The organism is Geoglobus ahangari, from assembly GCF_001006045.1.
GTDB lineage: Archaea > Halobacteriota > Archaeoglobi > Archaeoglobales > Archaeoglobaceae > Geoglobus > Geoglobus ahangari.
This window is the reverse complement of sequence record NZ_CP011267.1, coordinates 1,621,696-1,642,753: the sequence shown is the minus strand read 5'-3', so window position 1 is coordinate 1,642,753 and position 21,058 is coordinate 1,621,696. Positions and strand designations below refer to the sequence as shown.

Here is a 21,058-nt window from a genome sequence, read left to right as displayed (position 1 = left end):
AAGAAGGTCGAGAGAAAGGAGAAGGAAGTTGAGGAGACGTTCAAGGGAATAAAGCTGTACTTTGGTGCGTAACCTTAAATGGGAACGAAATATATTAAATACTTGATTTCGCCACCAAATATAATATTCCCCTTTCCCTTAATTCCATTGATTGTGGGATTTTCGGGGGGGAACATTTCTGATATTTGGAAACCACTGCTTCTGACACTAGTGTATTATCCGGCTATAAATCTGTGGAACCACATTAATGACGCGGATGATGATCGCAAGGCTGGAAAGGATAACCCATTTTCAGAAAAAGATGTAAGGGCTGTTGCACTTGTGATAACTTTTGGACTGTATTTGAGTTCGGCAATTCTTTCATATCTGTTTGGAGGAGTGACGTGTTTTCTGTTTTATCTCGCAGTGTTCACTGCGACGTTTTTGTATTCAGATAACATGATAACAAAAATCAGGCTCAAGAGACATTATCTTGGAGAGGTGGGGGTGTATGTTGTCGCAGTTCCGTCATATATTCTGTTACTGTACACTTCCATCGCCTCTCTTGACAAAATCGGAGTTTTTCTGGCATTACTCTTCCTTCCGTTAATGCTCTCCACAGTATTCATAAAAGACCTAAAGGACATTACCGCCGACAAAAAGGCTGGCTTATACACCTTAGGAGTGGCCTTCACTCCAGAAACATTGATAAAAGTGTTTTCTTCACTAATTCTGATATATTACCTCACAATAATCGTTTTCTATCGTGGAACATCGCACGTTTATTCAGCCATCCCTGTTATTGGAGCCATAACCGGTATTGCTGGATTCGTACACAACAGATGGGAGATTTCAAGAAAGACGGTAAAATACTACCTCGTTATCTTCTATTCCTCACTATCATCAGTGATACTTTTTTTGGCAATTTCGGCACTACAGATTGCAAAAACCTAAAAATAGCGAAGTTCCAGAGCCAAAGAAATGCAGGTTCTGATCAATTTCGGAGATGTATCTCTTATTCGTGTTATGGAAAGATGATGGTAGTGTTGTGAAAAACATTACCCAATCTGAACGAAGATTGTTTATTGCATATTCATACAAACCGTAAACTAATCCGCGATACGCCAAAAGGGTTGTAGAGTCAACAACAAATAGTAAAAATCTATGGCTATCATCTGGTGGACTCTTTTCAAATTTTATAAAATCTTCCGGCTTTTCAGAAAATATTTCGCCAAGCACCAACCCCTCATCATAGAAATCGTTTAGCTCCAAATAAAATGGATAAAAGTTAAGAGGAAATGGTGCTAGCCCAATCACAGAAACACCATAGGTTTTTTTACTTATCAGAGCCAAGCCAAATGGTGTGATAGCCGAAATTTCCCCTCTTTCAAGTTTTTCCAGAAACTCACTTTCTTCAATCCACTCATTGAACCTAAGTTTAATGTATTCTCGTATTGGCATCCCGTTGACCTCAGCCACAACATTTCCCTCTTTCAAAACCGTAACTTCTTCTTTCAGGGCGAAGTAGCTGGAGAGTATTTTTTTCGTTTCCTCAAAGCTGTTTCCCCTCTCAGGGAACACATCCTTGAAATCAAAGTCGACTTCCTTAAAAGCAACCACCAGAATGTTCTGTGCAATTGGCTTAAAGTTGTGATAAATTGCAGGCATACCGGGCTTCGCTTCCAGCGGAACCAGATTTATCGAGCCGATAGGGATGCCTGCTTTCCCGAGAACCCTTAAAACAGTATTTACCGGGATCATTATCCTTTCCCGTTTGATCCAATCGGAATACTTCGAGAGAATCGATTTTTTACATGCCTCATCACTGCAGCTGCTGAACCTTTTCCAGTAAAACCGATCTCTAAAGAAGATGGTCAAAAATTTCAGCCGCGAGGGGAAGTACACTGCAGGATATATCGCCAGTGCAGCGTCAAACTCCTTGAGGTTTTCCGCTATTTGTGAGAGCTGCCTGTAGAGGTTGCCCTTCCCGGTCTTGAAAATTTTAAAGTTTGCTCTGAGCAGGAGCAGGAGCATTCCGTTGGTGAATATCCCATCTCTTGTCCCAAAAGCGTCTGCAAAAAAGGCAATTGTTTCAAATTTAAGTCTTTTTTTCAGAAAACGCATGACAGATTGATGTTTACCGAAATATTGTGGAGTAAAAATAATAAAACCAATATTAGGTGAGAATTTTAAATTTGAGAGTTCTTCATTGAGCGTTTGAATCGCTTCGTTTGGGTTTGTGCTCGGGATGGAGATTATCCTATATTCCATCTATTAGTAATGGTCTCAGCGAGTTTATTATTCTTTTGGATTCAACCTCGATCCTGTATTCAGAAACGGGAACAAACAGTATGCTCAAAACAAGGGTCCGGGTTACCGGTAAAAGAAGGAACTTCAGGTTCCCAACCTTTATGGAAATCTCCTCAAGGTTCTGGTTGAAAATGTACTCGAGGAGGGTTCTAATCTGACTCTCCAGAAAGTACAGGTGGGACAGGACAGTACGCTCATCGCGGATGTTCGCGTAAATTGGGGTTCCATCCACTCTGTAGAGTATGACGCCCCTCACAGACGGGTCTGAGGCCAGAGTCCTTACTATGTCACCTATTTTCCGATTCATAGATCCCAAGCACCCGTTCGATTAGAGATCTCGAAACCGGCACCTTCCTCTCGATAAGGAAGCTGAGCCTCTTTCTGAGCGACTCGTCCTTCATCTTCTTCACAAGCTGTTCGAGGTCTCCGTCAGTCTTCCTCTCCTCCACGTCGCTCTCCACGACAATCCCGAGACCGGGGAATATCCTGTAGGGGTACACACCCTCCGCATGCCATGAAGCCCTGTGCTTTATGACCTGTATCGTCCTGCTGAACGCCTCACCATAGCCTATGTTCTTCATGTACACTGCAGAGTCGGAAAGGAAGACCGGTAGTGCCACATCAGCCCTGCTGAGCGTCGCCGTGAAGGGCTCCTCCACTGTAACGATTGACGTTCCGCTCGCCCTCAGCTGGTCAAAGAACCAGTTTATGTCCTTCCTAACGCTGAAGTCAAGGGAGGATATGAGGGGTGTGAAAGAGTCGATGACTATTCTCGCCTGTTCGTCGGAGTTGTTCTCAATGTAACCTATAACGTCCCTCGTTCAGGTATGAGATTGAGTCCGCGTGACTTCGGGTTACAAGCAGCTCTCCGTTTTCTATGGCCTTCACAAGCTCGTACCACCCGAGAGATTCAGCAAGAATCCTTATAGCCTTGGCATCCATGTCAAAGGACACATATATTCCTTTTTCACCGAGTTCGATTCCCTTTAGCAGAAACTGCAGTGAAAAAATGGTCTTACCCGTACCGGAGGCGCCAACAACCACATTGACGGTGTTTGGTCTGTAACCCCCACCGATGATCGTGTCGAAGCCTATGATTCCGGTTTTAATTCTCATCATAACAAGAAGACGGTATTTCCTATTTAAAGTTTTGGTAAATGAGGACACAGAAGCTGGCCAAGGAGGTAAAAGAATCGTGTGGTGGGTGAGACTCAAAAATCTCAGGCGCTTGATACCAGGATTTCTGAGCCTTCACGAGGTGGGGTGATTGAAGGGATTATAGCGGGGCGTGGATTTGAACCACGGATCTGCGGGTTATGAGCCCGCCGGGATTACCTGGCTACCCCACCCCGCTCCAATATGCTCTTGGCAGCCCGCTGTATTTAATTTTTGTGCTAAAGCGAGATCGCAAAGTAGTAATACAACCTCGGCAGAATTCTCGCTTCGTGAGGTCTAACTTCAGGGGTTGTATGCTCGGGCTTGCTGCCGGTGACGCTCTCGGCATGCCTGTGGAGGGGATGGACTTCGACGAGATAAGAAGGAGATTCGGGCTCGTCGACAGGTTCATGGCCTCCGAGGATGGGCTGAGGGAGGGAGAGTGGACAGACGACACCGAGCAGGCGCTAATTCTGGCCGAGTCGATAATCAGCACGACATACTTCTCTCCCGAAGACTTTGCAAACAGACTGAAGCGGATCGAGCTCTCCCACAGGTACGGCCCCACATCATCGAAGGCCATAGCCAACCTCAGAAGGGGGGTTTCGTGGAGGGAGAGCGGTCTCGAGTCCGACACCAACGGCTCAGCGATGCGCTCACCTCCGATTGGACTGGTCTACCACCACAACTACAACCTCGTGGAGGACTACGCAGTCATAGCCTCGTCCATCACGCACAGGGGGTCGGGGGCGATTGCTGCGAGCGTTGCAGTTGCGGTTGGCGTCGCGACGATCCTGAACGAAGACGAGAGAGGCGTGGAGGAGGTTGTGAAGAGGGCTGAGAAGTACGACTCCCTTGTGGCTGAGAAGATAGAGTACGCTTACCAGATTCGAACATCAAGCCTTGAAAGAGCTGTAAAGGAGATAGGAAACTCGATAATGGCCTTCGACTCGGTTCCGCTCGCTTTTTACTGCTACTTCTCGTCCAAAACGTTTGAGCAGGCTGTAGTGAAGGCTGCAAGCGCTGGAGGCGACACGGACACAATCGCGGCAATCGCAGGAGCTCTTAAGGGAACGGAGGTCGGCATTGAGGGCATACCGGAGAGGTTCAGAAGTGTAAAGGACTACGAAAAAATAATAGGCATTGCAGACGGGCTTTACGAGACTTTTCTGAAGATCTCACGGATATTTTAGCTCTTCATCATCTTAACGTACTCGAAGGCCGAGTTTGCAGCAACCGCTCCATCCCCGCATGCCGTGACGACCTGCTTCAGCGGGTTATCGCAGCAGTCTCCGGCAGCAAACACACCCTCGACATTTGTTCTCTGCTTCTTGTCAACCCTGATGTATCCTGCCGAGTCCCTTTCCACGCCCAAGTCCATGACTATGTCGGTTGCAGGCCTTATTCCGACGGCAATGAACACACCGTCAACCTCGAGCACAGATTCCTCGTTCGTCACCCTGTTGAGGATCACCACTCTCTCGACCTTCTCTTCGCCCTCTATTCTCAGAACCACGCTGTTCCAGATCACAGGAATGTTTCTGCTGAACAGTTCCTCCTGCAGAGCTTTCTCAGCCCTCAGCTCGTCCCTCCTGTGGATGAGCGTAACGTCGCACCCGATCTCCTTGAGGTATATTGCATCTGTCACAGCTGTGTTCCCTCCACCAACGACGAGCACCTTCTTGCCCCTGAAGAAGTGTCCATCGCATGTAGCACAATAGCTTACACCCCTTCCGACGAACTCCTTCTCGCCCGGAACTCCGAGCTCCCTGTGCTTTCCCCCCGTGGCTATTATCAGCGCCCTCGCATAATACGTTCCGCTCTCGGTCACAACCTCAAACTTTCCGTTCACCTTCCTGAGCTTCTCCACGTTTTCGAATTTGTGCTCCGCCCCGAACTTCAGGGCCTGATTCTTCATCTTCTCAAGGAGCTCGAAACCGCTACCCTCAAACCCCGGGAAGTTCTCGATTACCGGAGTCAGCGATAGCTGAGACGCAGGATCCACGGTCTCAAAGAAGGCGGTCGAGAGACCGTATCTGGCCGAGTAGATTGCTGCTGTCAGCCCTGCCGGGCCAGCACCGACTATTATGACGTCATACTCTCTCTCCTCAGACTCTCGCCTCTCTATCACGTCAGCGTCCAGCACTACCTCCAAGACGATCACCTCTGCTCTGTTTTTTCAAACGGGGATAAAGCTTTTGTTGTCTTAAATAAAAACTTCCGTCGTTATGAGGTACTTCAGCAAAGACGAGCTTGTCGAGAAGTATGGAAACGTGCCGTGGATCTCACCATACGAGAAGGTTGTGGCGATGACTGACGGAGAGATGGTCGAGCTCCACGAGTTCCATGCAAGGGGGAAGTGCAACGGTGGTGCAGCGTGGGAGGTGTACCACTACCCGAGAGTCAGCGAGCTGGTCGTTTCAGCGAGGAGAGAGGGAGCGAGAAACGTGTTCGTCCTCAGGCAGGGAAGGGTGGAACTGAAGCTTATCCCTGGAATTGCGGGTGCAGGAATTGAGGAGGTTCGGGTTCTGAAGAACGGGATAGAAGTCACATATGCGGGGCTTGCCGGAGGCGGGATAGCGGCAACAGTCTGCAGGGGACTCGCGGAGGGTGTTGACGGAATAGAGGTGCTGAGCCTCGGTGGCGGTAGCGAGCTCGGGAGAGCGAGGATCAGGCTTAAAAGGTATGAGAAGATCGTCATAGGAGTTGACGATACGGACAGCAAGGATGGAGGTGCGACGTGGTCACTCGTCAACGAAATTGCCTACAAGCTTGAAAAGGAGGGTCTGGGGCACTACCTTTCCCACAGCATAGTCCAGCTCTACACAAAAGCCCCAGAAAAAACCACCAACTGCGTCTCGATATCTGTGACGTTTGCAACAGACAGGGCAGAGGAGCTCGTTTCGGAGTTCAGGAAAAGGCTGAAAGAGAACACTCTGAGCGATGAGACAGTCATGGTGGTCTACAGGAGGATCACGATTCCGGAAGTGCTCAGAGAATACGCTCTGCAGGTGAAGAGGAGAGTTGTGTCAATAGAGGAGGCGAAGAGTGTGGCTGAAAAAACTGGAGTCGAGGTTTACGAGATCACTGGAGAGAGAGGGCTGATAGGAGCACTTGCAAGTTTAGCATATTCAGATGACCCGGATAAAGCGGTGGAAGTGCATGCTTGATTTGAAGACAAAAATAGAGCTGCTGACGCTCGGAGTTAGGGCAGGTAGAAGCCCGCTCAGGAAAGGTGGTGGCGGGCCAACAGGAGGGCTCGGATTCAGGGTTTCAGGCTCTGTCGTCTCGGCACCTGCTCTCCAGCACTATGTGGCATTTTCTCCATATCACATCGAAAATGTAGAGGGAGAGTACATTCTGTTCAGAGGGGATGAAAAAGTAGGAGCTGTCGAGTTCCCGAAAGCCGATTACTACCACAAAAAAGTCGGCGGAGTTCCTGCTGGAAAGCTCGTCGCTCTCGACGGATACGACACCCTCGTGTCTGCTGTGTCGAGGAGATGTGTTCACTGGGAGACTGGCAAGAAATGCTCGTTCTGCAACATTCAGGACAACTTGAAAAACGCTGTGGTTGACAAAGATCTCGAGCTGCTCGCTCAGGCGGTAAAGCTGGCCTACGAAGAAGACAGAAGCAGGCATCTCACACTCACAACCGGGACTACGAACCTAAGGGACAAAGGTGCTCTCTCCCTCGCATCGGCTGTCAGAGCAATTAAAAGGGAGGTCGACATCCAGATTCACGTTCAGATCGAGCCTGCTGAGAGAAAATACATAGAAATGCTGTACGAAAGTGGTGCTGACACGATCGGGATTCACGTGGAGTCCTTCGACCCAGTGTTGAGAGAGAAGGTTGTTCCGGGAAAGCCCGGACTCGATGAGTACCTGAAGTCCTGGAAGATTGCCGTTGATGTTTTTGGTGAGTGGAACGTCTCGTCTTGGCTACTCACGGGCTTGGGTGAGTCCCCTGACAGCATCATCAGAGGAGTCAAAACAATGCTCAGCCACGCAGTTTACCCCTTCATCGCCCCCTTCAGGCCTCCTCCGGCGTCAAACCTTCCAAGACCGGATGTGAACTACCACGTTTCACTCGCAAACTCACTTAAAGTTGCGCTGGAAGATCTGGGAATAGATGTCCCAGAATTCGGCTCAGGGTGCCCCAAGTGCAATGGGTGTTCACTCACAAAAGAACTGTTGAATTGACTATCTTAGGGGTTTTAGCAATCGCTCACATTTGCTTATTTTGATGAAATTGCAAATATTATTTGAGTTTAATAAAATAATTAACATTAATTCATTTTCTCAATATCAAATCAAATTTATTAATTTTGTAATATTAAAATTTAAAAAACTATTAGTTTTATAATTATTCTCTTAAACATTAATTAGTCAATATTATCTCGTTCTAATTTTATAAATATTGTCTCAAAAAATTATTCCAAAAAAGCTGTAATAGCCAAAATTTAGGCAATCCGAATTTTGGTGGGTTTGGGGATTCAGCTGTTCCAATAATTGTAAGAATACAGTAACCACGGCGTGTTCAAGGGGGGGTAACTACACATTCATGCTCGAGAGTCGAGAATCATCACGTTTTGCTAAAATTTTATCACAAAAAATGTGGAATAGAAGTGTCACACTCTGATTAAAATAGGAGTATTAAAATAACCTATTATTAATAAATTGAAATAACTTGAAATTTTAGTATTATAAAATTTTAATAAAGAATTTGCAATACTATTATATCCTAAAGCGAACTTTAGAATTAAATATATAAAAATATTTCAACAAAATTATTAATAGATTTAGAAGTATAAATAGAAGAATATTAAAATATGGTGCACAAAATCAACCCAATAAAATTGTGAGCGATGAAACAGAGGTTGCAAAGGAGAGGAGCTTTCGCAAAGGTCTTAAAAACACCAGAAGCGAATGAAAGCTAATGAAGTACGAGCTTTACTGTCCTGAATGCGGTCAGAAGTTTGAAGACCGCGGATTCACATTCTCCTGCCCAAATGGATGCGATTCCATAGTGAAAACGGAGTACAAGGGGAAAAATGAGTGGTCAGGCGACGGACTGTGGAGGTACCTCAGTCATCTGCCGGTGACGGGTGCGGTAGAGGGTTATAGAGAATATCCGGCAATAGTCAGAAGTGAGGAATACTCCGAGGAGTATGGAGCCGAAATACACTTCATACTCCATGGCTACGCCCCGGAACTCGGTGTGGAGATGAAGACCTGCACCTTCAAGGAGCTTGAAACCATAGTGTCCCTCAAATATGCTGAGGAGAGGAGAGTGAACGTATCTCTCGCCTCAGTTGGCAACACGGCCAATGCGTTCATGGAGCTGGCAAAGTACACTCCAGATGTCCATGTTTATCTCTTCGTGCCCGAGAAAGTCTTCGAGTGCGTGTTCGAGGTTGAGAGAAGCGAGAACGTCACGCTGATCAGGGTCAGTGGCGGGTATGATATGGCCATGGAGCTTGCGAGGGCTTTTTCAGAGCGCAAAGGCGATGTAGTTTACGAGGGCGGAGGAAAGAGTTTTGCAAGACGTGATGCTCTGTCCACCCTCGCATACTCGTTTATGGAAAAGGCTGGCCCACCTGACCTCTACATCCAGTCCGTTGGCAGTGGTACGGGAGCGATAGCATTCCACGATGGACTGGAGAGGATGAATGTGAGTGCGAGAATCGTGGTGGTGCAGAACGAGCCGTTCACTCCGGTTGCAGACGCATGGGCGAGCAAAAGCCGGATCGTTCCGGAATACAGCCTTGATCCACTCGAGGTTCTCTATGCCAAGGTTCTCTCGAACAAAAGCCCCCTGTACTCCCAGAGGGGTGGGCTTTACGATGTTCTGACTGAGAGTGGAGGACAGGCGGTCAGGGTCTCAGAGAGTGAGGCGAGAAGAGCTGGAAAGAAGTTCAAGAGATCGTTCGGAATTCAGCCGTTTCCCGCGGCCGAAGTTACACTTGCAGCCCTCGAGAAGATCGAGCTTGACGGAGTTGTGGCCGTAAACATAACCGGGTCTGGCCTCGACAGGCTGAAGAAAGACTATAAAGTCAGAAGGGCAGATCCAGACTACAGGGTTGAAAGTCCTGAGGATCTGGAGCTGATAGGATGATAGAAGATGATGTCGCCAGAGTTCTAAGGCGTGCTGGCATAACCGACATCCTGTACCTCCCCTGCGAGAGGGTTAAACTCCTGATAAGCGTCCTCACCAGAACATTCAGGCCAGTGCCCCTTGCGAGAGAGGAGGAAGGGGTCGGCATAGCGGCAGGGTTGTTCATGGGCGGTAGAAGGCCGGCCATCCTCGTGCAGTCGTCAGGGTTTGGAAACATGGTGAACGCGCTGATGAGCCTCACAAGAACCTACGCCCTCCCACTGCCACTCCTGATAAGCTGGAGGGGGGTTTTTGGAGAGAAAATTCCGGCTCAGGTTCCGATGGGAGAAAAACTACCAAAACTGCTCGATGCCCTCGACATAGAGTACGCGATCTTCTCTGGAAAGAACCTCAGCGACCTCGAGAACCTTGTCTCATCCGCCTACGAGGAGGCGAGGATAACTGCAGTTCTGCTAAGGCCCGATATCTGGAGTCCCGCAGATGATGTCGAGTTTGAGCCGAGAGAGTTCGGGGATGTTCGCGTCAATGTGAGCGGTGGAAGGGCGAGGTACACGAGGTTCGAGATAATTGAGGGAATCAAGGAGCATTTGGAAGGGAAGATAGTCGTGTCCAACATAGGGTACCCGAGCAGAGAGCTCTACTCGGTTCTCGACCAGCCGACCAACTTCTACATGCTCGGAAGCATGGGCCTCGCCACCTCAATCGCCCTCGGGCTTAACCTGACAGGGAGGGAGGTGGTGTCGCTGGACGGAGACGGCTCGATACTTATGAACCCATCGACCATCTTCACTGCAGGCCTTCTCTCGGAGAAGGGGCTCAAGATCATAGCAATAGATAACTCGGCTTACGGAAGCACCGGAAACCAGAAGACGGCGACTGTCAAGGCAGACCTCACAATGCTCGGGCTTGCTGCAGGTCTGAAGGTGACCCGCGCTTCAACTCCGGAAGAGATAATAAGCGCCATGGGACAAGATGAGAGCGTGTTCATCCACGCGCTCGCCAAGCCCGGAAACGCGAGGGTGGGTGTGATACCCATGAAGCCCGTTGAGATAAAGGAGAGGTTCATGGAGGCAATCAGATGAGGATCGGATATCTCTCAACCCTCTACCACACATCACACATGCTGAGAATCGAGAACGTGGTTAAAGCCGAGTGGAGAATTTTCGGCACCGGTGTGGCGATAATCAACGCGATGGAGCGCGGGGAGATTGACCTCGCGTACGTGGGACTGACCCCGGCGATTCTGGGAATCGACAGGGGTCTGGACATGGTCTGCATAGCCGGAGGTCACGTGGAGGGGACGGCAATAGTAGGAAGGGAATGCGGAGCGTTTCCAGATTGCCTTGAGGGGAAAAGGGTGGGTGTCCCATCGAGAGGGAGCATCCACGATGTTATTCTCAGGAGCTATCTGGAACACGTGGACTTTGAGGTTGTAAACTACCCATGGGCGGAGATGGTATTTGATGATTTCATAGACGGGAAGCTCGACTTTGCGTGCGGAACACCGAACCTCGCAGTCCTGACCATGAGGTACGGGGCAAGGCTTGCGGTGGACATGGAGAGCGTGTGGCCGTGGAACCCTAACTACGGCATCGTCGTGAGAAGGAAATACTTGGAGGACAACTTCGAGAGCATCAAGGACTTCCTGATAAAGCACGAGTGGGCGAGCAACATCCTGAGAGAGGCCCCAGACCACTCTGCATCCCTGCTCGAGAGGTACCTCAGAGGAGAGCTCGGGAAAGATGTGGTTGAGAGGATTCTCAAGCTCAGTCCAAAGTATTGCTCTTCTTTGCCAGAAGAGTATGTTAGAAGTGCTATTTCGCTCTCCAGAGAGATGGAGAGGCTCGGATACATAAGCTCGAGGCTTAGCGAGAGGGACGTGTTCGACTACGAGCTTGTAAGGGAGATCCACCCCCAGCCCCAGCACTACAAGTGAGCGCAACATTTACATTTTTCTGAAGTCAATGTTTAATCATGAAGGCTCCCTACAAGAGGGAGTACAAGCAGAGCAGTTCGAGGGGTAAGGACTACATCATAAGGTGCGACGGGTGCGGTAGGAAGGTGCCGCGATTCAAGACGTTTGTCGCCTACAGAGGATTCAGGCTCGATCCAGAGCTCGAGAGGATGATCGGCAGGAAGAACATACACACCTTCCAGCAGAAGATGCATTACTGCCCCAAGTGCGCAAAGAACATGGGAATAGTCCAGCCGGGCAAGCTCGGAAAAAGAAGGAGGGGTTACTGAACCTCCAGGGACTCTCCGGGCCTGAGGATTTTCACTTCAACCCCTTCAACCCTCTCCTCAACCGCCTTTTTGAACTCCTCTGGGTCAGTCTCGATTACAGGGAACGTGTTGTAGTGCATGGGCACCACGTATTTGGGCTTCACGAGCTCAACCGCTTTCACGGCCTCCCTTATGCCCATGGTGTACCACCCACCTATCGGGACGAGCATAACGTCTGGGGAGTATAGCTCTCCGATCAGCTGCATGTCCATGAATACATCTGTGTCCCCGCAGTGGTACACCCTGACCCCATCCATCTCAACTACAAAGCCAGCTGGGTCTCCGGCGGAGATTATTCCCCCGTCCTCCTCAACATCTGCAGAGTGGAACGCCTTGACCATTGTGACGGAAACGCCAGATACCTTCGCCGTTCCGCCTATGTTCATCCCGACTGCCTCAACACCCTTGGACGAGAGAATCCTCGAGAGCTCGTGAATTGCCACAACCGGACAGTCATTGTTCCTTGCGATTTCTACCGCATCCCCGAGATGGTCCCCGTGACCGTGCGTCACCAGTACGACATCTGCCTTGAGATCCCCGGGCTTGACGGGTGCGAGGGGGTTCCCCACGAGGAACGGGTCTATGACTACAGTCTTGCTTCCTTCCAGCACAAAACACGCGTGTCCGAGCCAGGTTACCTTCACCGCTACCACCTCCGAAAAGTGTGCTCTAAAATAACATGTCTCTTCTGCATTTAACGTTATCCACTGAAAGGACAACGTTTATATAATGATGAGGAGAATGATTATTGAGGGGTGTCGCATGAGCAGGTACAAGATACTGGTGGTGGAAGACGACCCGGCTGTTCTGGACGTTGTCAAGCTCATGCTCAACGGCAACAATTGCCAAGTTTTGACGGCGAGAAACGGCCGAGAGGCGGTCGATCTCTACAGGTTCGCAAAGCCGGACATAGTCCTGATGGACATAGAGATGCCAGTGATGGACGGGATCGAGGCTACCAAGGAGATACTCAGGCTCGATCCAAACGCCAAGATCATCGGCGTCACGGCGTTCTCAAAAACCAAGGGCAAGGATCTGATAGCGGCCGGAGCTCTGGAGATGATAGAGAAGCCATTCACAAGGAGGAAGCTCCTTGCAGCAATAAAAAAGTATTTGGAGTGCTAACTCCCAAGAATTTTCCTGACCTTTTCCAGCCCCAGCTCGAGAAGCTCCTTTGCCCTCTTCTCGCTCCTCGCCTCAGCAAAAATCCTCGCTATCGGCTCTGTGCCTGACGGCCTTATCAGCAGCCATCCGTCCTCAAAGTCTACCCTCGCACCGTCTGTGAAGTTCGCGTCCTCAAACTCGGCTTTAAGCCCTTCAAGCAGCTTCTTCTTGTCCCTGCACTCCACCTTCGTTTTCAGGGTGAAGTAGCGCGGGATGTCCTTTGCAAGTTCGGAAAGTGGCTTGTTCTCCTCGGCCATTAGCTCGAGCACCTTCGCAAGGCTCATTCCTCCGTCTCTCGCCAGGAGGTGTTCCGGGAAGATTAGCCCACCGTTCCCCTCTCCACCAAATACGGCTTTCGTCTCCTTCATGACCTTGGCAACCACAGGCGATCCCACTTCGGTGTAGATCACCTCTCCACCGGCCTCCACGACAGCATCCTCAACGCACTTGGATGTGCTCACCGGAGTTACGACTATACCTCCTCCATTTTTCTCCATATAGTGCTTGGCCATCAGCGCCAGCATGACGTCCTCGCTCACAAAGTTTCCTTTCTCGTCAACAAATGTCGCCCTGTCAGCGTCGCCATCGTGGGCTACCCCGATATCTGCCTTCACGGCCCTAACGACATCCATCAGCTCCTTTACATTCTCCTCAACAGGCTCTGAGAGCCTCGCGGGAAATCTTCCGTCCGGGTAGCAGTTTATCGTGTACATCTCGCAGTCCAGCCTCTTCAGAATTTCGGGGCTTGTGAACGATGCCGCCCCATTTCCGCAGTCAACAACCACCCTGAAACCCTTCTCAGAAATTGCGTCAGCATTGACCTTCTCCAGAATCCCCTCAACATACACTCTGTTCGCATCATCCTCAAAAACCCTGCCAACCTCATTCCACCCGGCTCTTCTGAACTTCTTGCTGAGCAGAGTCCTCTCAGCTTCAGCGTCCTCCTCCCTCGAGAACTCGACACCATCATGGCTCACAAACTTGATTCCGTTGTACTCCCTCGGGTTGTGGCTCGCGGTAACTATGACTCCTGCGTTGGCCTTGGAGACTTTTACGTAATACTGCAGGGCTGGAGTTGGGGTGATGCCAACGTCAACTGCATCACTTCCAGAGGACATTATTCCTGCCAGAACGGCCGATTTGAGCATTGGAGAGGATATCCTCGCATCCATCCCCACCGCTATCAGCCCCGGCCTCAGCGAGGCGATTGTTCTGCCGAGGTCGAGGGCAAGCTCAGCCGTGAGCTCCTCATTGGCTATGCCTCTGACACCGTTCGTGCCGAAAAGGGAGCGCTCCATACCTGAATCATGGCGGAGCATGTATATAATTTGATCGAATATGAAGCCGATGCTGCACAGCGTCAGAACTCATCCTTTTCTTCAGCTCAGGATCGCATCAGAGAAAATCTTAAATATCAATTTCACTAACTAAAAGTTAGGAAAAACAGGTTAAGGAGGTGATGTGAAATGAGGGTATTCGACCCGTTCGAGGAACTCAGGAGGATGCAGGAAAGGATGGCGAGGCTGCTCGACGAGTTCGACAGGATGAGCCTTACTGCAGGAGTTGAGCTTGACATGCCCGTTGATGTGATTGAGGAGGAGGATAGGATAAGGATCGTCGCCGATCTTCCCGGCTTCGACAAGAGCGACATCAACGTTTACATCGAGGATGGCGACCTGATAATCAGGGCTGAGAGAAAGGAAGAGAAGGAGGACAGGAGCAGGAACTACATAAGGAGAGAGAGGAGGTACGGAGAGGTCTACAGGAGAATCTCACTGCCTGCTGAAGTTGATGAGGACAAGATAAAGGCGAGGTACAACAACGGCGTGCTCGAGATAGAGATTCCGAAGACGAGCAAGGAGAGGAAGGTAATAAAGATTGAGTAATCCATTTTATTTTGCGTAAATTGTCAGGACGTCTCCGTCCTCAAGCTGGTGGTCGATTCCCACCCTCTGACCGTCGAACTTAACACTCTTCCCCCACACCTTGGCGTACTTGAAGTTCTCCACCATGTCCCTGTGCAGCTTCCTGCACACGTCCTCCACCCTTGCCCCCCTTCTGAGGATCATTGGCTCCTCCTCAACCTTCCCTCCCGGCGGCTTCAGGAAAACTCTTATGAAGTCCAGCTTCCTGTAGATCTCCTCCACGAGAACATCAAGGTTCGTCCCCTTCTCCGCAGATATGGGTATCGCCTTGTCCGGAATCTCGACGTCCGGGTAGAGATCGATCTTGTTCACCACAGTTATTGAAGGAATGTAGACCCTGTTTCCGAGAATCGCATCTATCAGCCTGTCTATGGTTATGTCCTCCCTTATCAGCACGTCTCCGTTGTGTATCTTGTACTCCCTCAGGATACCCTTGATCGTTTCCTCGTCAAGGGAGAGCGGAACTGTGGACTTCACATTCAGACCGCCAGTCGCCCTCTTTTTTATGATTACCTCTGGAGGTCTCTCATCGAGCCTTATTCCCCCTTCATAGAGCTCTCTCTTGAGCACATCCACATTGTGGAGCGTGAAGACGTCAACGACGATGACTATCAGGTCAGCGTTCCTTATCGCCGCAAGTATCTCCCTACCCCTTCCCCTGCCCTTCGACGCCCCCTCCATAAGCCCGGGAACGTCAACAATCTGAATTCTGGCTCCCTTGTACTCGAGCATTCCCGGAACGGGTTTTAGCGTGGTGAAGTCGTAGTCACCAACCTCGCTCTTAGCACCGGTAAGGGCGTTCAGGATCGTGGACTTGCCCACAGACGGATAACCGACGAGGACAACTGTCGCGTCGCCCTCCTTCTTTATGGCGAACTGCTCTCCTCCGGTCTTCTTCCTCTGCTTCTCAGCCTCCCCCTTCAGCCTCGCGAGCTTGGCCTTCAGCCTGCCAATGTGGTGCTCCGTGGCCTTGTTGTAGGGCGTCTTCCTGATCTCTTCCTCGAGTCTCTTGATCTCCTGAAGTATGTCCATCGCTACTCAGCAAAATCTCTCTAAATAAAAAGCTTAGGAAAAGGAGTTCAGAGGTACTTTCTCGGGTCACTTATCCTGCCCTCAATCGCACTCGCTGCAGCAGTTGCGGGTGAGGAGAGGTAGATCTCAGCCTCTGGGTTACCCATCCTTCCCTTGAAGTTCCTGTTCTGGGTGGAGATGCACACCTCCCCGTCGGCGAGGATTCCCATGTGGATTCCGACACACGGCCCGCAGCCGGGAGGTATGATGAGCCCACCGGCCTCGACAATTGTCTTCAGGTAACCGAGCTCGTCGGCTTTCAGGTATACCTCCCTGCTCGCCGGGCCGACTATGAGCCTCACGTTCTCTGCAACCCTCCTGCCCTTGAGGATCCTCGCCACAATCTCTATGTCGCTCAGCCTGCCGTTCGTGCACGTGCCAACAAACACCTGATCGACTGGCGTCCCCTCCACCTCGCTCACAGGAGCGACGTTGTCAACGTTGTGGGGCTTTGCAACCACGGGCTCAAGATCGCCAGCGTCAAAGTGCAGCTCCCTCTCGTACTCAGCCCCATCATCCGGCTTTATTTCCCTGAACCTCTCCTCTCTCCCCCTCTCTGCGAGGAACCTTCTCGTTACCTCATCGCTCTTGAAAAGTCCTGCCTTCGCCCCGCACTCTATGGCCATGTTGGCCATCGTGAGCCTCCCATCCATCTCCATGGAATCTATGGTGTCGCCGTGGAACTCGAGAGCCTTGTAGGTTGCCCCATCAACTCCAAGCTCTCCGATGATCGTGAGCATCAGATCCTTGGCATAGACCCCTCTTGGCAGCTTGCCGTTCACCTCTATCCTGAACGTCTCCGGAACCCTGAACCAGTTCTTTCCAAGAGCGATGGCTATGGCCACATCCGTTGACCCCATGCCTGTGGAGAATGCACCCAAAGCGCCATAGGTACAGGTGTGGCTGTCCGCACCGACGACGAGATCACCCGGATTGACGTACCTTTCCACCATTATCTGGTGAATTATTCCCTCTCCGGGTTTGTTGAAGTCCGCTCCAACCTCAAGGGCAAACTCCCTTATGAACTTCTGGTCATTGCTGAGCTCCTTTCTCGGGGATGGTGCAGCATGATCCACAAAGAAGTGCGTTATCTTCGCTCCCCTTATCCTGTCCTTCTCGAGGCCGAGCGCCTTAACCTGCCTGATCGCGAGTGGAGCGGTGCCATCCTGAAGGGCAATCTGGTCGATCTTCGCAATGACAATGTCTCCGGCGTAAGCGTCCTGACCGCTCTTCTCGGAGAATATCTTCTCTGCGATGGTCTTTGCCATGGGGTGGAGGAGATGGAAAGAATATTTAAAGATTTTTTAAGCTCAGAGGATTACCACTCCCCTCTCGCTCGGCTTTATCTTCATGAGCATCTCCGCCACTTCCGGGTTGGAGAGGAATGCCGGTTTCTTCTTTCCAACGACCGCATCGTATATGGCCCTCTTAACAACTTTGCCGCTCGACTTGGGCAGCTCCGGGACGAAGACTATCAGTCCGGGCTTGGCTATCTTTCCAATGTCCCTCTCGATCTTCTCGGTTATCTTCCTGCCGACCTCCTCGCTGGCCTCCTCTGAGACGACGAAGAGTGCTATGACGCTCCCCTTAACCCTGTCGGGTATGCCTATGGCCGAGACCTCCCTGACCTCCTTAACGCCCATGGCCACCTGCTCTATCTCGATCAGCGACACCCTGTGGCCGGAGATGTTCAGCACGTCATCAACCCTGCCCACAATCCATATGTGACCCTCCTCATCCATGTACGCGGAGTCGCCAGTAAAGTAAACCCTCTTCCCGTACTTGCTCCAGTAGAACTTGACGTAGCTTTTCGGATCACCGCTTATCTCGAGCATCAGCCCCGGAAACGGCCTCTTTATGACGAGGTTGCCGATTTCGAAGGGTTTGACCGGCTTCCCCCCATCGTCGAGTATGGCAACCTCAAAGCCGGGAAGTGCCTTCCCGACCGATGCTGGCTTCATGGGTGTCAGTGCGGGAAGCTGAGAGATAACATGTCCTCCAGTTTCCGTCTGCCACCAGGTGTTGACGACAGGTGCCCTCTCCCTTCCGACCTCGCGGTAAAGCCACGTCCATGTTTCAGGCTCTATCGGCTCACCGACCGTGCCTATCAGCCTGATGGTGCTCAGGTCATAGCTGTCGGTCTTGCAGGTGAGGATCATCCTCGCGAGCGTTGGGACGGTGTAGAAAACCGAGACGCCGTACTTCTCGATGATCTCGAACGTCCTGCACTTGTCGGGGTAGTCCGGGGCACCCTCGTACATGAGGACTGTTGCGCCGACTGAAAGCGGCCCGTAGACCCCGTAGCTGTGGCCCGTGATCCACCCGAGGCTTGCGGTCGTCCAGATTATGTCATTTGGCTTGAGATCGAGAACGAGCTTGGATGTGGCGTAGACGTGCACGAGGTAGCCGCCTGTTGAGTGCACAACTCCCTTTGGCTCAGCTGTCGAGCCGGACGTGTACATTATGAAGAGCGGGTGGTTCGAGTCGAGAATCTCGGGCTCGGTGTATCCCTTCTTCGTTATCTCGTGGTACCAGTGATCCCTCCCGTCAACCATCTCCACGTCTATTCCAGCTCTCCTGACCACCACGACGCTCTTTATTCCCCCGTACTGCTCGATGGCCTGATCCGCCTTCTCCTTGAGGTTTGTCACCTCTCCCCTCCTGTAGTATCCGTCCGCCGTTATCAGGAACTCTGATCTGCTGTCCTTCAGTCTGAACCCTGCCGATCTCGCGCTGAAGCCCTCGAATATGAACACGTGGGTCGCCCCTATCCTCGCGCAGGCGAGCATCGCAACAACAGCCTCGGGTATGTTGGGCATGTATATCGCAACCCTCGACCCCTTCTCAACTCCCAGCTCCCTGAGGGCCGCGCTGAACGCGTTCACCTCCCTGTAGAGCTGGAAGTACGTCAGAGTTCTCGTCTCTCCGTTCTCTCCCTCCCATATCAGCGCTGCCTTGTTCCTCATGTCTGCATGCCTGTCAACGCAGTTGTAGCACGCGTTTATCTTGCCGCCAACAAAAAATCTGAAGTATGGCGCCTTCGAGTCGTCCAGAAACTTCTCCCATGGCTCAAACCACTCGAGCTCTCTGGCAAAGTCCTCCCAGAACTCCACCCAGTTCTCGGACGCCCGTGAGTAGATTGCCGGGTCTCTGACGTTTGCCTGCTGAATAAATTCCTTAGGTGGATAGATCCCCATCATTATTTATCACTATTAATAATGCGAAGTGGTGGCTATTTAAAGGTTTTCTTATATTGCGATCGCACGTCAATGCAGCCGGTAAATGGTAAATACTCCCGAAGACAACTTCATACAATGAAACGGATGGTCGCGCTCCTGCTCATCATCACCTCCATCCTCGTGGCAGGATGCATCCAGAACGCGGGGAACAAAAACGAGGAGAACAGATACAAGGACATCACGGTTGACGAGGCGTACAGGATGATAGAAGAGCATGCAGGAAACAGCAGTTTCGTCATAATAGACGTGAGAACACCGAAGGAGTACGAGGAGGGCCACATACCGGGAGCCATCAACATCGACGTGTTCGGAAGGAACTTCAGAAAGAAGCTCGAGGAGCTCGACCTGAACAAAACATACCTCGTGTACTGCAAGACGGGGTTCAAGAGCAAAATAGCGTGCGAAACTATGGTCAGAATGGGCTTCAGGCACGTTTACAACATGGAGGGAGGAATAGAAGCGTGGATGAAAAAGGGGTATCCGGTTGTCAGGCAGCCCTCCTCCTCGTAGCAAGTAACACCAGAATCCCGCCAGCGAGCGAGAGAGAATACACCCTCACGTACTCATAAAAATGCTCCTCACCGCTGATCACAGCCGTAGCAAGAACTGCAATGAACACCGCAACGAACACCACGCCACATACCTTCGAGACTATGAGCGCAAGCCTGCCTCTGCCAAACAGCGCCAGTGCAAGGGACAGCGCGAACGACACTGCTCCGAACAGAAGCGACTTTGCCACGAGCACAACCCCCGTTAGACCAAGCACTCCTCCGGCCGAGCTGAAGAGTAGGCCTGCAACTGCATAAAGACCATAAACCACTGCAAGGCCGAGTGCCAATACGCTGCCGAGTAACGACAGTGTGTCCATGAAAGTGTCTTGTCCCGAGCTGATATATCTTTTAGGCAGAAGACATTCATTCAAAAAAGAAAAAACAAACATCAACACTCTTAAATACTTCCATGACAGAACTGTAATCGGTTATGGCCGAAATAACCATCAGGCTAAAAGTCCCCGACGGAATGGAAGAAAAGGTTAGGAAAGCTGTTGAGGATGCCGTGAAGAGTGTTCTCCAGCAGAAAAAGCTCAGAGACGACATTCTCGACAGATACTTTGGAAAGTATCAGGGTGAAGTGAGGGAAGAGGAGTTGTATCTCCAGTAAGGGTTTTCGTGGACTCGTCAGTTCTCATCGAGTTTGTAAATGGTAATCCTGAAGCTGGAGCGATTCTCAAAAAGCTCAGGAAATTTGACGTAAACGCGTTCATAAACGACATCGTCTTTAGCGAGTTCATATTTCACTACCTGTCTCTGAAATCGGGAAAATCTCCTCTGACGATGAAGGGAAAGGGGGAGATTTCAGAATACATTGATGAGAAGGATCCACTCGAGTTCATAAACCAGTTCAGCATCCTTCAGGTGGATGAAGAAGTGGTGGAAAAGTCCTATGACTTGATGAAGGAGTATAGCCTTCTACCAAACGATGCAATTATTCTTGCGACCTGCATAAAGCATGAGGTTGACGTTCTGGTTACGCTGGATGGAGATTTTGAGGAACCGTGCAAGTCTGAAGGTGTTAGAGTGGTTTCGAAAGCTTCAGAACTTGAGATTCATGATCATTAAATCTCTTGGCAGACACTAACAAACCAGCATTACACATAGATTGTGGATAAAAGCGCCCGGGCCGGGATTTGAACCCGAGGCGCGGGCTCGACAGGCCCGCATGTTAGGCCTGGCTACACCACCCGGGCACAATGGCTGAATTGCCTTAGCCCCAAATGTGTTTTTAAACGTTTTGGTCTGTCACCGGCACAAATGGAA

Annotated in this window: 24 protein-coding genes and 2 tRNA genes; 13 read left to right on the top strand and 13 right to left on the bottom strand. The window is 50.7% G+C overall.

Translation table 11 applies throughout. From position 1 onward, the window contains the following. Positions 1 to 102: 102 nt before the first annotated feature. Complete coding sequence (locus tag GAH_RS09490) at positions 103 to 933, top strand: UbiA family prenyltransferase (protein WP_169745355.1); 831 nt, start codon at positions 103 to 105, stop codon at positions 931 to 933. Here GAH_RS09490 and GAH_RS09485 read toward each other — a convergent pair. The 5 genes from GAH_RS09485 to GAH_RS09470 form a co-directional block, all read right to left on the bottom strand. Next, positions 913 to 2,250, bottom strand: coding sequence for a hypothetical protein (locus tag GAH_RS09485; RefSeq protein WP_048096375.1), 1,338 nt, complete (start codon positions 2,248 to 2,250; stop codon positions 913 to 915). The two genes, GAH_RS09490 and GAH_RS09485, sit on opposite strands and share 21 nt — an antisense overlap. Continuing rightward, complete coding sequence (locus GAH_RS09480) at positions 2,240 to 2,596, bottom strand: roadblock/LC7 domain-containing protein (protein ID WP_156967456.1); 357 nt, start codon at positions 2,594 to 2,596, stop codon at positions 2,240 to 2,242. The genes GAH_RS09485 and GAH_RS09480 overlap by 11 nt, the downstream gene beginning before the upstream one ends. Continuing rightward, positions 2,577 to 3,032 (bottom strand): ATPase domain-containing protein, encoded by a 456-nt coding sequence (locus GAH_RS11065; RefSeq protein ID WP_394298887.1) that lies wholly within the window; start codon positions 3,030 to 3,032, stop codon positions 2,577 to 2,579. Before GAH_RS11065 ends, GAH_RS09480 begins: the two co-directional genes overlap by 20 nt. 52 nt (positions 3,033 to 3,084) lie before the next feature. Continuing rightward, positions 3,085 to 3,408, bottom strand: a complete 324-nt coding sequence (locus GAH_RS11060) for an RAD55 family ATPase (protein ID WP_052747842.1) — start codon at positions 3,406 to 3,408, stop codon at positions 3,085 to 3,087. A 160-nt stretch (positions 3,409 to 3,568) separates the two neighbouring features. Continuing rightward, positions 3,569 to 3,643: transfer RNA gene (locus GAH_RS09470), tRNA-Met, on the bottom strand. 115 nt (positions 3,644 to 3,758) lie between these two features. On the opposite strand from GAH_RS09470, the gene GAH_RS09465 reads away from it, so the two are divergent. After that, complete coding sequence (locus GAH_RS09465; RefSeq protein WP_048096883.1) at positions 3,759 to 4,637, top strand: ADP-ribosylglycohydrolase family protein; 879 nt, start codon at positions 3,759 to 3,761, stop codon at positions 4,635 to 4,637. Here the strand turns inward: GAH_RS09465 and trxB are convergent. Next, positions 4,634 to 5,599, bottom strand: a complete 966-nt coding sequence (gene trxB, locus GAH_RS09460; protein WP_048096882.1) for a thioredoxin-disulfide reductase — start codon at positions 5,597 to 5,599, stop codon at positions 4,634 to 4,636. The genes GAH_RS09465 and trxB overlap by 4 nt on opposite strands. A gap of 73 nt (positions 5,600 to 5,672) precedes the next feature. On the opposite strand from trxB, the gene mmp11 reads away from it, so the two are divergent. From mmp11 to GAH_RS09430, 6 genes are all read left to right on the top strand, one after another. Next, the gene (gene mmp11 / locus GAH_RS09455; protein ID WP_048096373.1) at positions 5,673 to 6,614 is read left to right on the top strand and encodes a methanogenesis marker protein 11; all 942 of its coding nucleotides are present in this window, start codon (positions 5,673 to 5,675) and stop codon (positions 6,612 to 6,614) included. Beyond that, the gene (locus tag GAH_RS09450; protein ID WP_169745354.1) at positions 6,607 to 7,644 is read left to right on the top strand and encodes a radical SAM protein; all 1,038 of its coding nucleotides are present in this window, start codon (positions 6,607 to 6,609) and stop codon (positions 7,642 to 7,644) included. The genes mmp11 and GAH_RS09450 overlap by 8 nt, the downstream gene beginning before the upstream one ends. Before the next feature lie 736 nt (positions 7,645 to 8,380). Next, positions 8,381 to 9,559 (top strand): pyridoxal-phosphate dependent enzyme, encoded by a 1,179-nt coding sequence (locus tag GAH_RS09445; protein WP_048096371.1) that lies wholly within the window; start codon positions 8,381 to 8,383, stop codon positions 9,557 to 9,559. After that, positions 9,556 to 10,641, top strand: a complete 1,086-nt coding sequence (gene comD, locus GAH_RS09440; RefSeq protein ID WP_048096370.1) for a sulfopyruvate decarboxylase subunit alpha — start codon at positions 9,556 to 9,558, stop codon at positions 10,639 to 10,641. Before GAH_RS09445 ends, comD begins: the two co-directional genes overlap by 4 nt. Further along, positions 10,638 to 11,495, top strand: a complete 858-nt coding sequence (locus GAH_RS09435; protein ID WP_048096369.1) for an ABC transporter substrate-binding protein — start codon at positions 10,638 to 10,640, stop codon at positions 11,493 to 11,495. Before comD ends, GAH_RS09435 begins: the two co-directional genes overlap by 4 nt. Before the next feature lie 38 nt (positions 11,496 to 11,533). Next, entirely contained in the window at positions 11,534 to 11,803 is a 270-nt protein-coding gene (locus GAH_RS09430; RefSeq protein WP_245604021.1) for a hypothetical protein, read from the top strand. Here the strand turns inward: GAH_RS09430 and GAH_RS09425 are convergent. Further along, complete coding sequence (locus GAH_RS09425; RefSeq protein ID WP_048096366.1) at positions 11,797 to 12,486, bottom strand: metal-dependent hydrolase; 690 nt, start codon at positions 12,484 to 12,486, stop codon at positions 11,797 to 11,799. The two genes, GAH_RS09430 and GAH_RS09425, sit on opposite strands and share 7 nt — an antisense overlap. Before the next feature lie 118 nt (positions 12,487 to 12,604). Between GAH_RS09425 and GAH_RS09420 the strand changes: the two genes are divergently transcribed. Next, positions 12,605 to 12,967 carry a response regulator gene (locus tag GAH_RS09420; RefSeq protein ID WP_245604020.1) on the top strand — a complete coding sequence of 121 codons (363 nt, stop codon included), beginning with the start codon at positions 12,605 to 12,607 and terminating at the stop codon, positions 12,965 to 12,967. Here the strand turns inward: GAH_RS09420 and glmM are convergent. Then, positions 12,964 to 14,304, bottom strand: coding sequence for a phosphoglucosamine mutase (gene glmM, locus GAH_RS09415; RefSeq protein ID WP_156967454.1), 1,341 nt, complete (start codon positions 14,302 to 14,304; stop codon positions 12,964 to 12,966). The genes GAH_RS09420 and glmM overlap by 4 nt on opposite strands. A 168-nt stretch (positions 14,305 to 14,472) precedes the next feature. Here glmM and hsp14 point away from each other — a divergent pair, with 168 nt between their 5' ends. Further along, complete coding sequence (gene hsp14, locus GAH_RS09410; RefSeq protein ID WP_048096363.1) at positions 14,473 to 14,892, top strand: archaeal heat shock protein Hsp14; 420 nt, start codon at positions 14,473 to 14,475, stop codon at positions 14,890 to 14,892. A 6-nt stretch (positions 14,893 to 14,898) separates the two neighbouring features. Here hsp14 and GAH_RS09405 read toward each other — a convergent pair whose 3' ends face one another. The 3 genes from GAH_RS09405 to GAH_RS09395 are packed head-to-tail and all read right to left on the bottom strand — an operon-like array spanning position 14,899 to position 19,202. Further along, positions 14,899 to 15,963: an OBG GTPase family GTP-binding protein gene (locus GAH_RS09405; protein ID WP_048096361.1), complete on the bottom strand. Its 1,065-nt coding sequence runs from the start codon at positions 15,961 to 15,963 to the stop codon at positions 14,899 to 14,901. A 47-nt stretch (positions 15,964 to 16,010) separates the two neighbouring features. After that, positions 16,011 to 17,270: a 3-isopropylmalate dehydratase large subunit gene (locus tag GAH_RS09400; protein WP_048096359.1), complete on the bottom strand. Its 1,260-nt coding sequence runs from the start codon at positions 17,268 to 17,270 to the stop codon at positions 16,011 to 16,013. Between the two features lie 42 nt (positions 17,271 to 17,312). Then, entirely contained in the window at positions 17,313 to 19,202 is a 1,890-nt protein-coding gene (locus tag GAH_RS09395) for an acetate--CoA ligase (RefSeq protein ID WP_048096357.1), read from the bottom strand. 114 nt (positions 19,203 to 19,316) lie between these two features. On the opposite strand from GAH_RS09395, the gene GAH_RS09390 reads away from it, so the two are divergent. Then, positions 19,317 to 19,751, top strand: coding sequence for a rhodanese-like domain-containing protein (locus tag GAH_RS09390; protein WP_052747841.1), 435 nt, complete (start codon positions 19,317 to 19,319; stop codon positions 19,749 to 19,751). Here GAH_RS09390 and GAH_RS09385 read toward each other — a convergent pair. Then, a complete protein-coding gene (locus tag GAH_RS09385) occupies positions 19,729 to 19,980 on the bottom strand; it encodes a hypothetical protein (RefSeq protein ID WP_156967453.1) in 252 nt (83 codons plus the stop codon). The two genes, GAH_RS09390 and GAH_RS09385, sit on opposite strands and share 23 nt — an antisense overlap. A gap of 242 nt (positions 19,981 to 20,222) precedes the next feature. Here GAH_RS09385 and GAH_RS09380 point away from each other — a divergent pair, with 242 nt between their 5' ends. Both GAH_RS09380 and GAH_RS09375 read left to right on the top strand, forming a co-directional pair. Further along, positions 20,223 to 20,402: a hypothetical protein gene (locus GAH_RS09380; RefSeq protein ID WP_048096355.1), complete on the top strand. Its 180-nt coding sequence runs from the start codon at positions 20,223 to 20,225 to the stop codon at positions 20,400 to 20,402. 8 nt (positions 20,403 to 20,410) lie between these two features. Further along, the gene (locus tag GAH_RS09375) at positions 20,411 to 20,860 is read left to right on the top strand and encodes a type II toxin-antitoxin system VapC family toxin (protein WP_048096354.1); all 450 of its coding nucleotides are present in this window, start codon (positions 20,411 to 20,413) and stop codon (positions 20,858 to 20,860) included. 53 nt (positions 20,861 to 20,913) lie between these two features. Here the strand turns inward: GAH_RS09375 and GAH_RS09370 are convergent. Beyond that, a tRNA-Asp gene (locus GAH_RS09370) sits at positions 20,914 to 20,988 on the bottom strand. Positions 20,989 to 21,058 lie beyond the last annotated feature (70 nt).

Excerpts from the sequence above, each read along its gene's own strand:
- GAH_RS09485 (WP_048096375.1), bottom strand. The coding sequence starts at position 2,250 with ATGGAATATAGGATAATCTCCATCCCGAGCACAAACCCAAACGAAGCG.
- GAH_RS09480 (WP_156967456.1), bottom strand. The coding sequence starts at position 2,596 with ATGAATCGGAAAATAGGTGACATAGTAAGGACTCTGGCCTCAGACCCG.
- GAH_RS11060 (WP_052747842.1), bottom strand. The coding sequence starts at position 3,408 with ATGATGAGAATTAAAACCGGAATCATAGGCTTCGACACGATCATCGGT.
- GAH_RS09465 (WP_048096883.1), top strand. The coding sequence starts at position 3,759 with ATGCTCGGGCTTGCTGCCGGTGACGCTCTCGGCATGCCTGTGGAGGGG.
- mmp11 (WP_048096373.1), top strand. The coding sequence starts at position 5,673 with ATGAGGTACTTCAGCAAAGACGAGCTTGTCGAGAAGTATGGAAACGTG.
- GAH_RS09450 (WP_169745354.1), top strand. The coding sequence starts at position 6,607 with ATGCTTGATTTGAAGACAAAAATAGAGCTGCTGACGCTCGGAGTTAGG.
- GAH_RS09445 (WP_048096371.1), top strand. The coding sequence starts at position 8,381 with ATGAAGTACGAGCTTTACTGTCCTGAATGCGGTCAGAAGTTTGAAGAC.
- comD (WP_048096370.1), top strand. The coding sequence starts at position 9,556 with ATGATAGAAGATGATGTCGCCAGAGTTCTAAGGCGTGCTGGCATAACC.
- GAH_RS09435 (WP_048096369.1), top strand. The coding sequence starts at position 10,638 with ATGAGGATCGGATATCTCTCAACCCTCTACCACACATCACACATGCTG.
- GAH_RS09430 (WP_245604021.1), top strand. The coding sequence starts at position 11,534 with ATGAAGGCTCCCTACAAGAGGGAGTACAAGCAGAGCAGTTCGAGGGGT.
- GAH_RS09420 (WP_245604020.1), top strand. The coding sequence starts at position 12,605 with ATGAGCAGGTACAAGATACTGGTGGTGGAAGACGACCCGGCTGTTCTG.
- glmM (WP_156967454.1), bottom strand. The coding sequence starts at position 14,304 with ATGGAGCGCTCCCTTTTCGGCACGAACGGTGTCAGAGGCATAGCCAAT.
- hsp14 (WP_048096363.1), top strand. The coding sequence starts at position 14,473 with ATGAGGGTATTCGACCCGTTCGAGGAACTCAGGAGGATGCAGGAAAGG.
- GAH_RS09405 (WP_048096361.1), bottom strand. The coding sequence starts at position 15,963 with ATGGACATACTTCAGGAGATCAAGAGACTCGAGGAAGAGATCAGGAAG.
- GAH_RS09400 (WP_048096359.1), bottom strand. The coding sequence starts at position 17,270 with ATGGCAAAGACCATCGCAGAGAAGATATTCTCCGAGAAGAGCGGTCAG.
- GAH_RS09395 (WP_048096357.1), bottom strand. The coding sequence starts at position 19,202 with ATGATGGGGATCTATCCACCTAAGGAATTTATTCAGCAGGCAAACGTC.
- GAH_RS09390 (WP_052747841.1), top strand. The coding sequence starts at position 19,317 with ATGAAACGGATGGTCGCGCTCCTGCTCATCATCACCTCCATCCTCGTG.
- GAH_RS09380 (WP_048096355.1), top strand. The coding sequence starts at position 20,223 with ATGGCCGAAATAACCATCAGGCTAAAAGTCCCCGACGGAATGGAAGAA.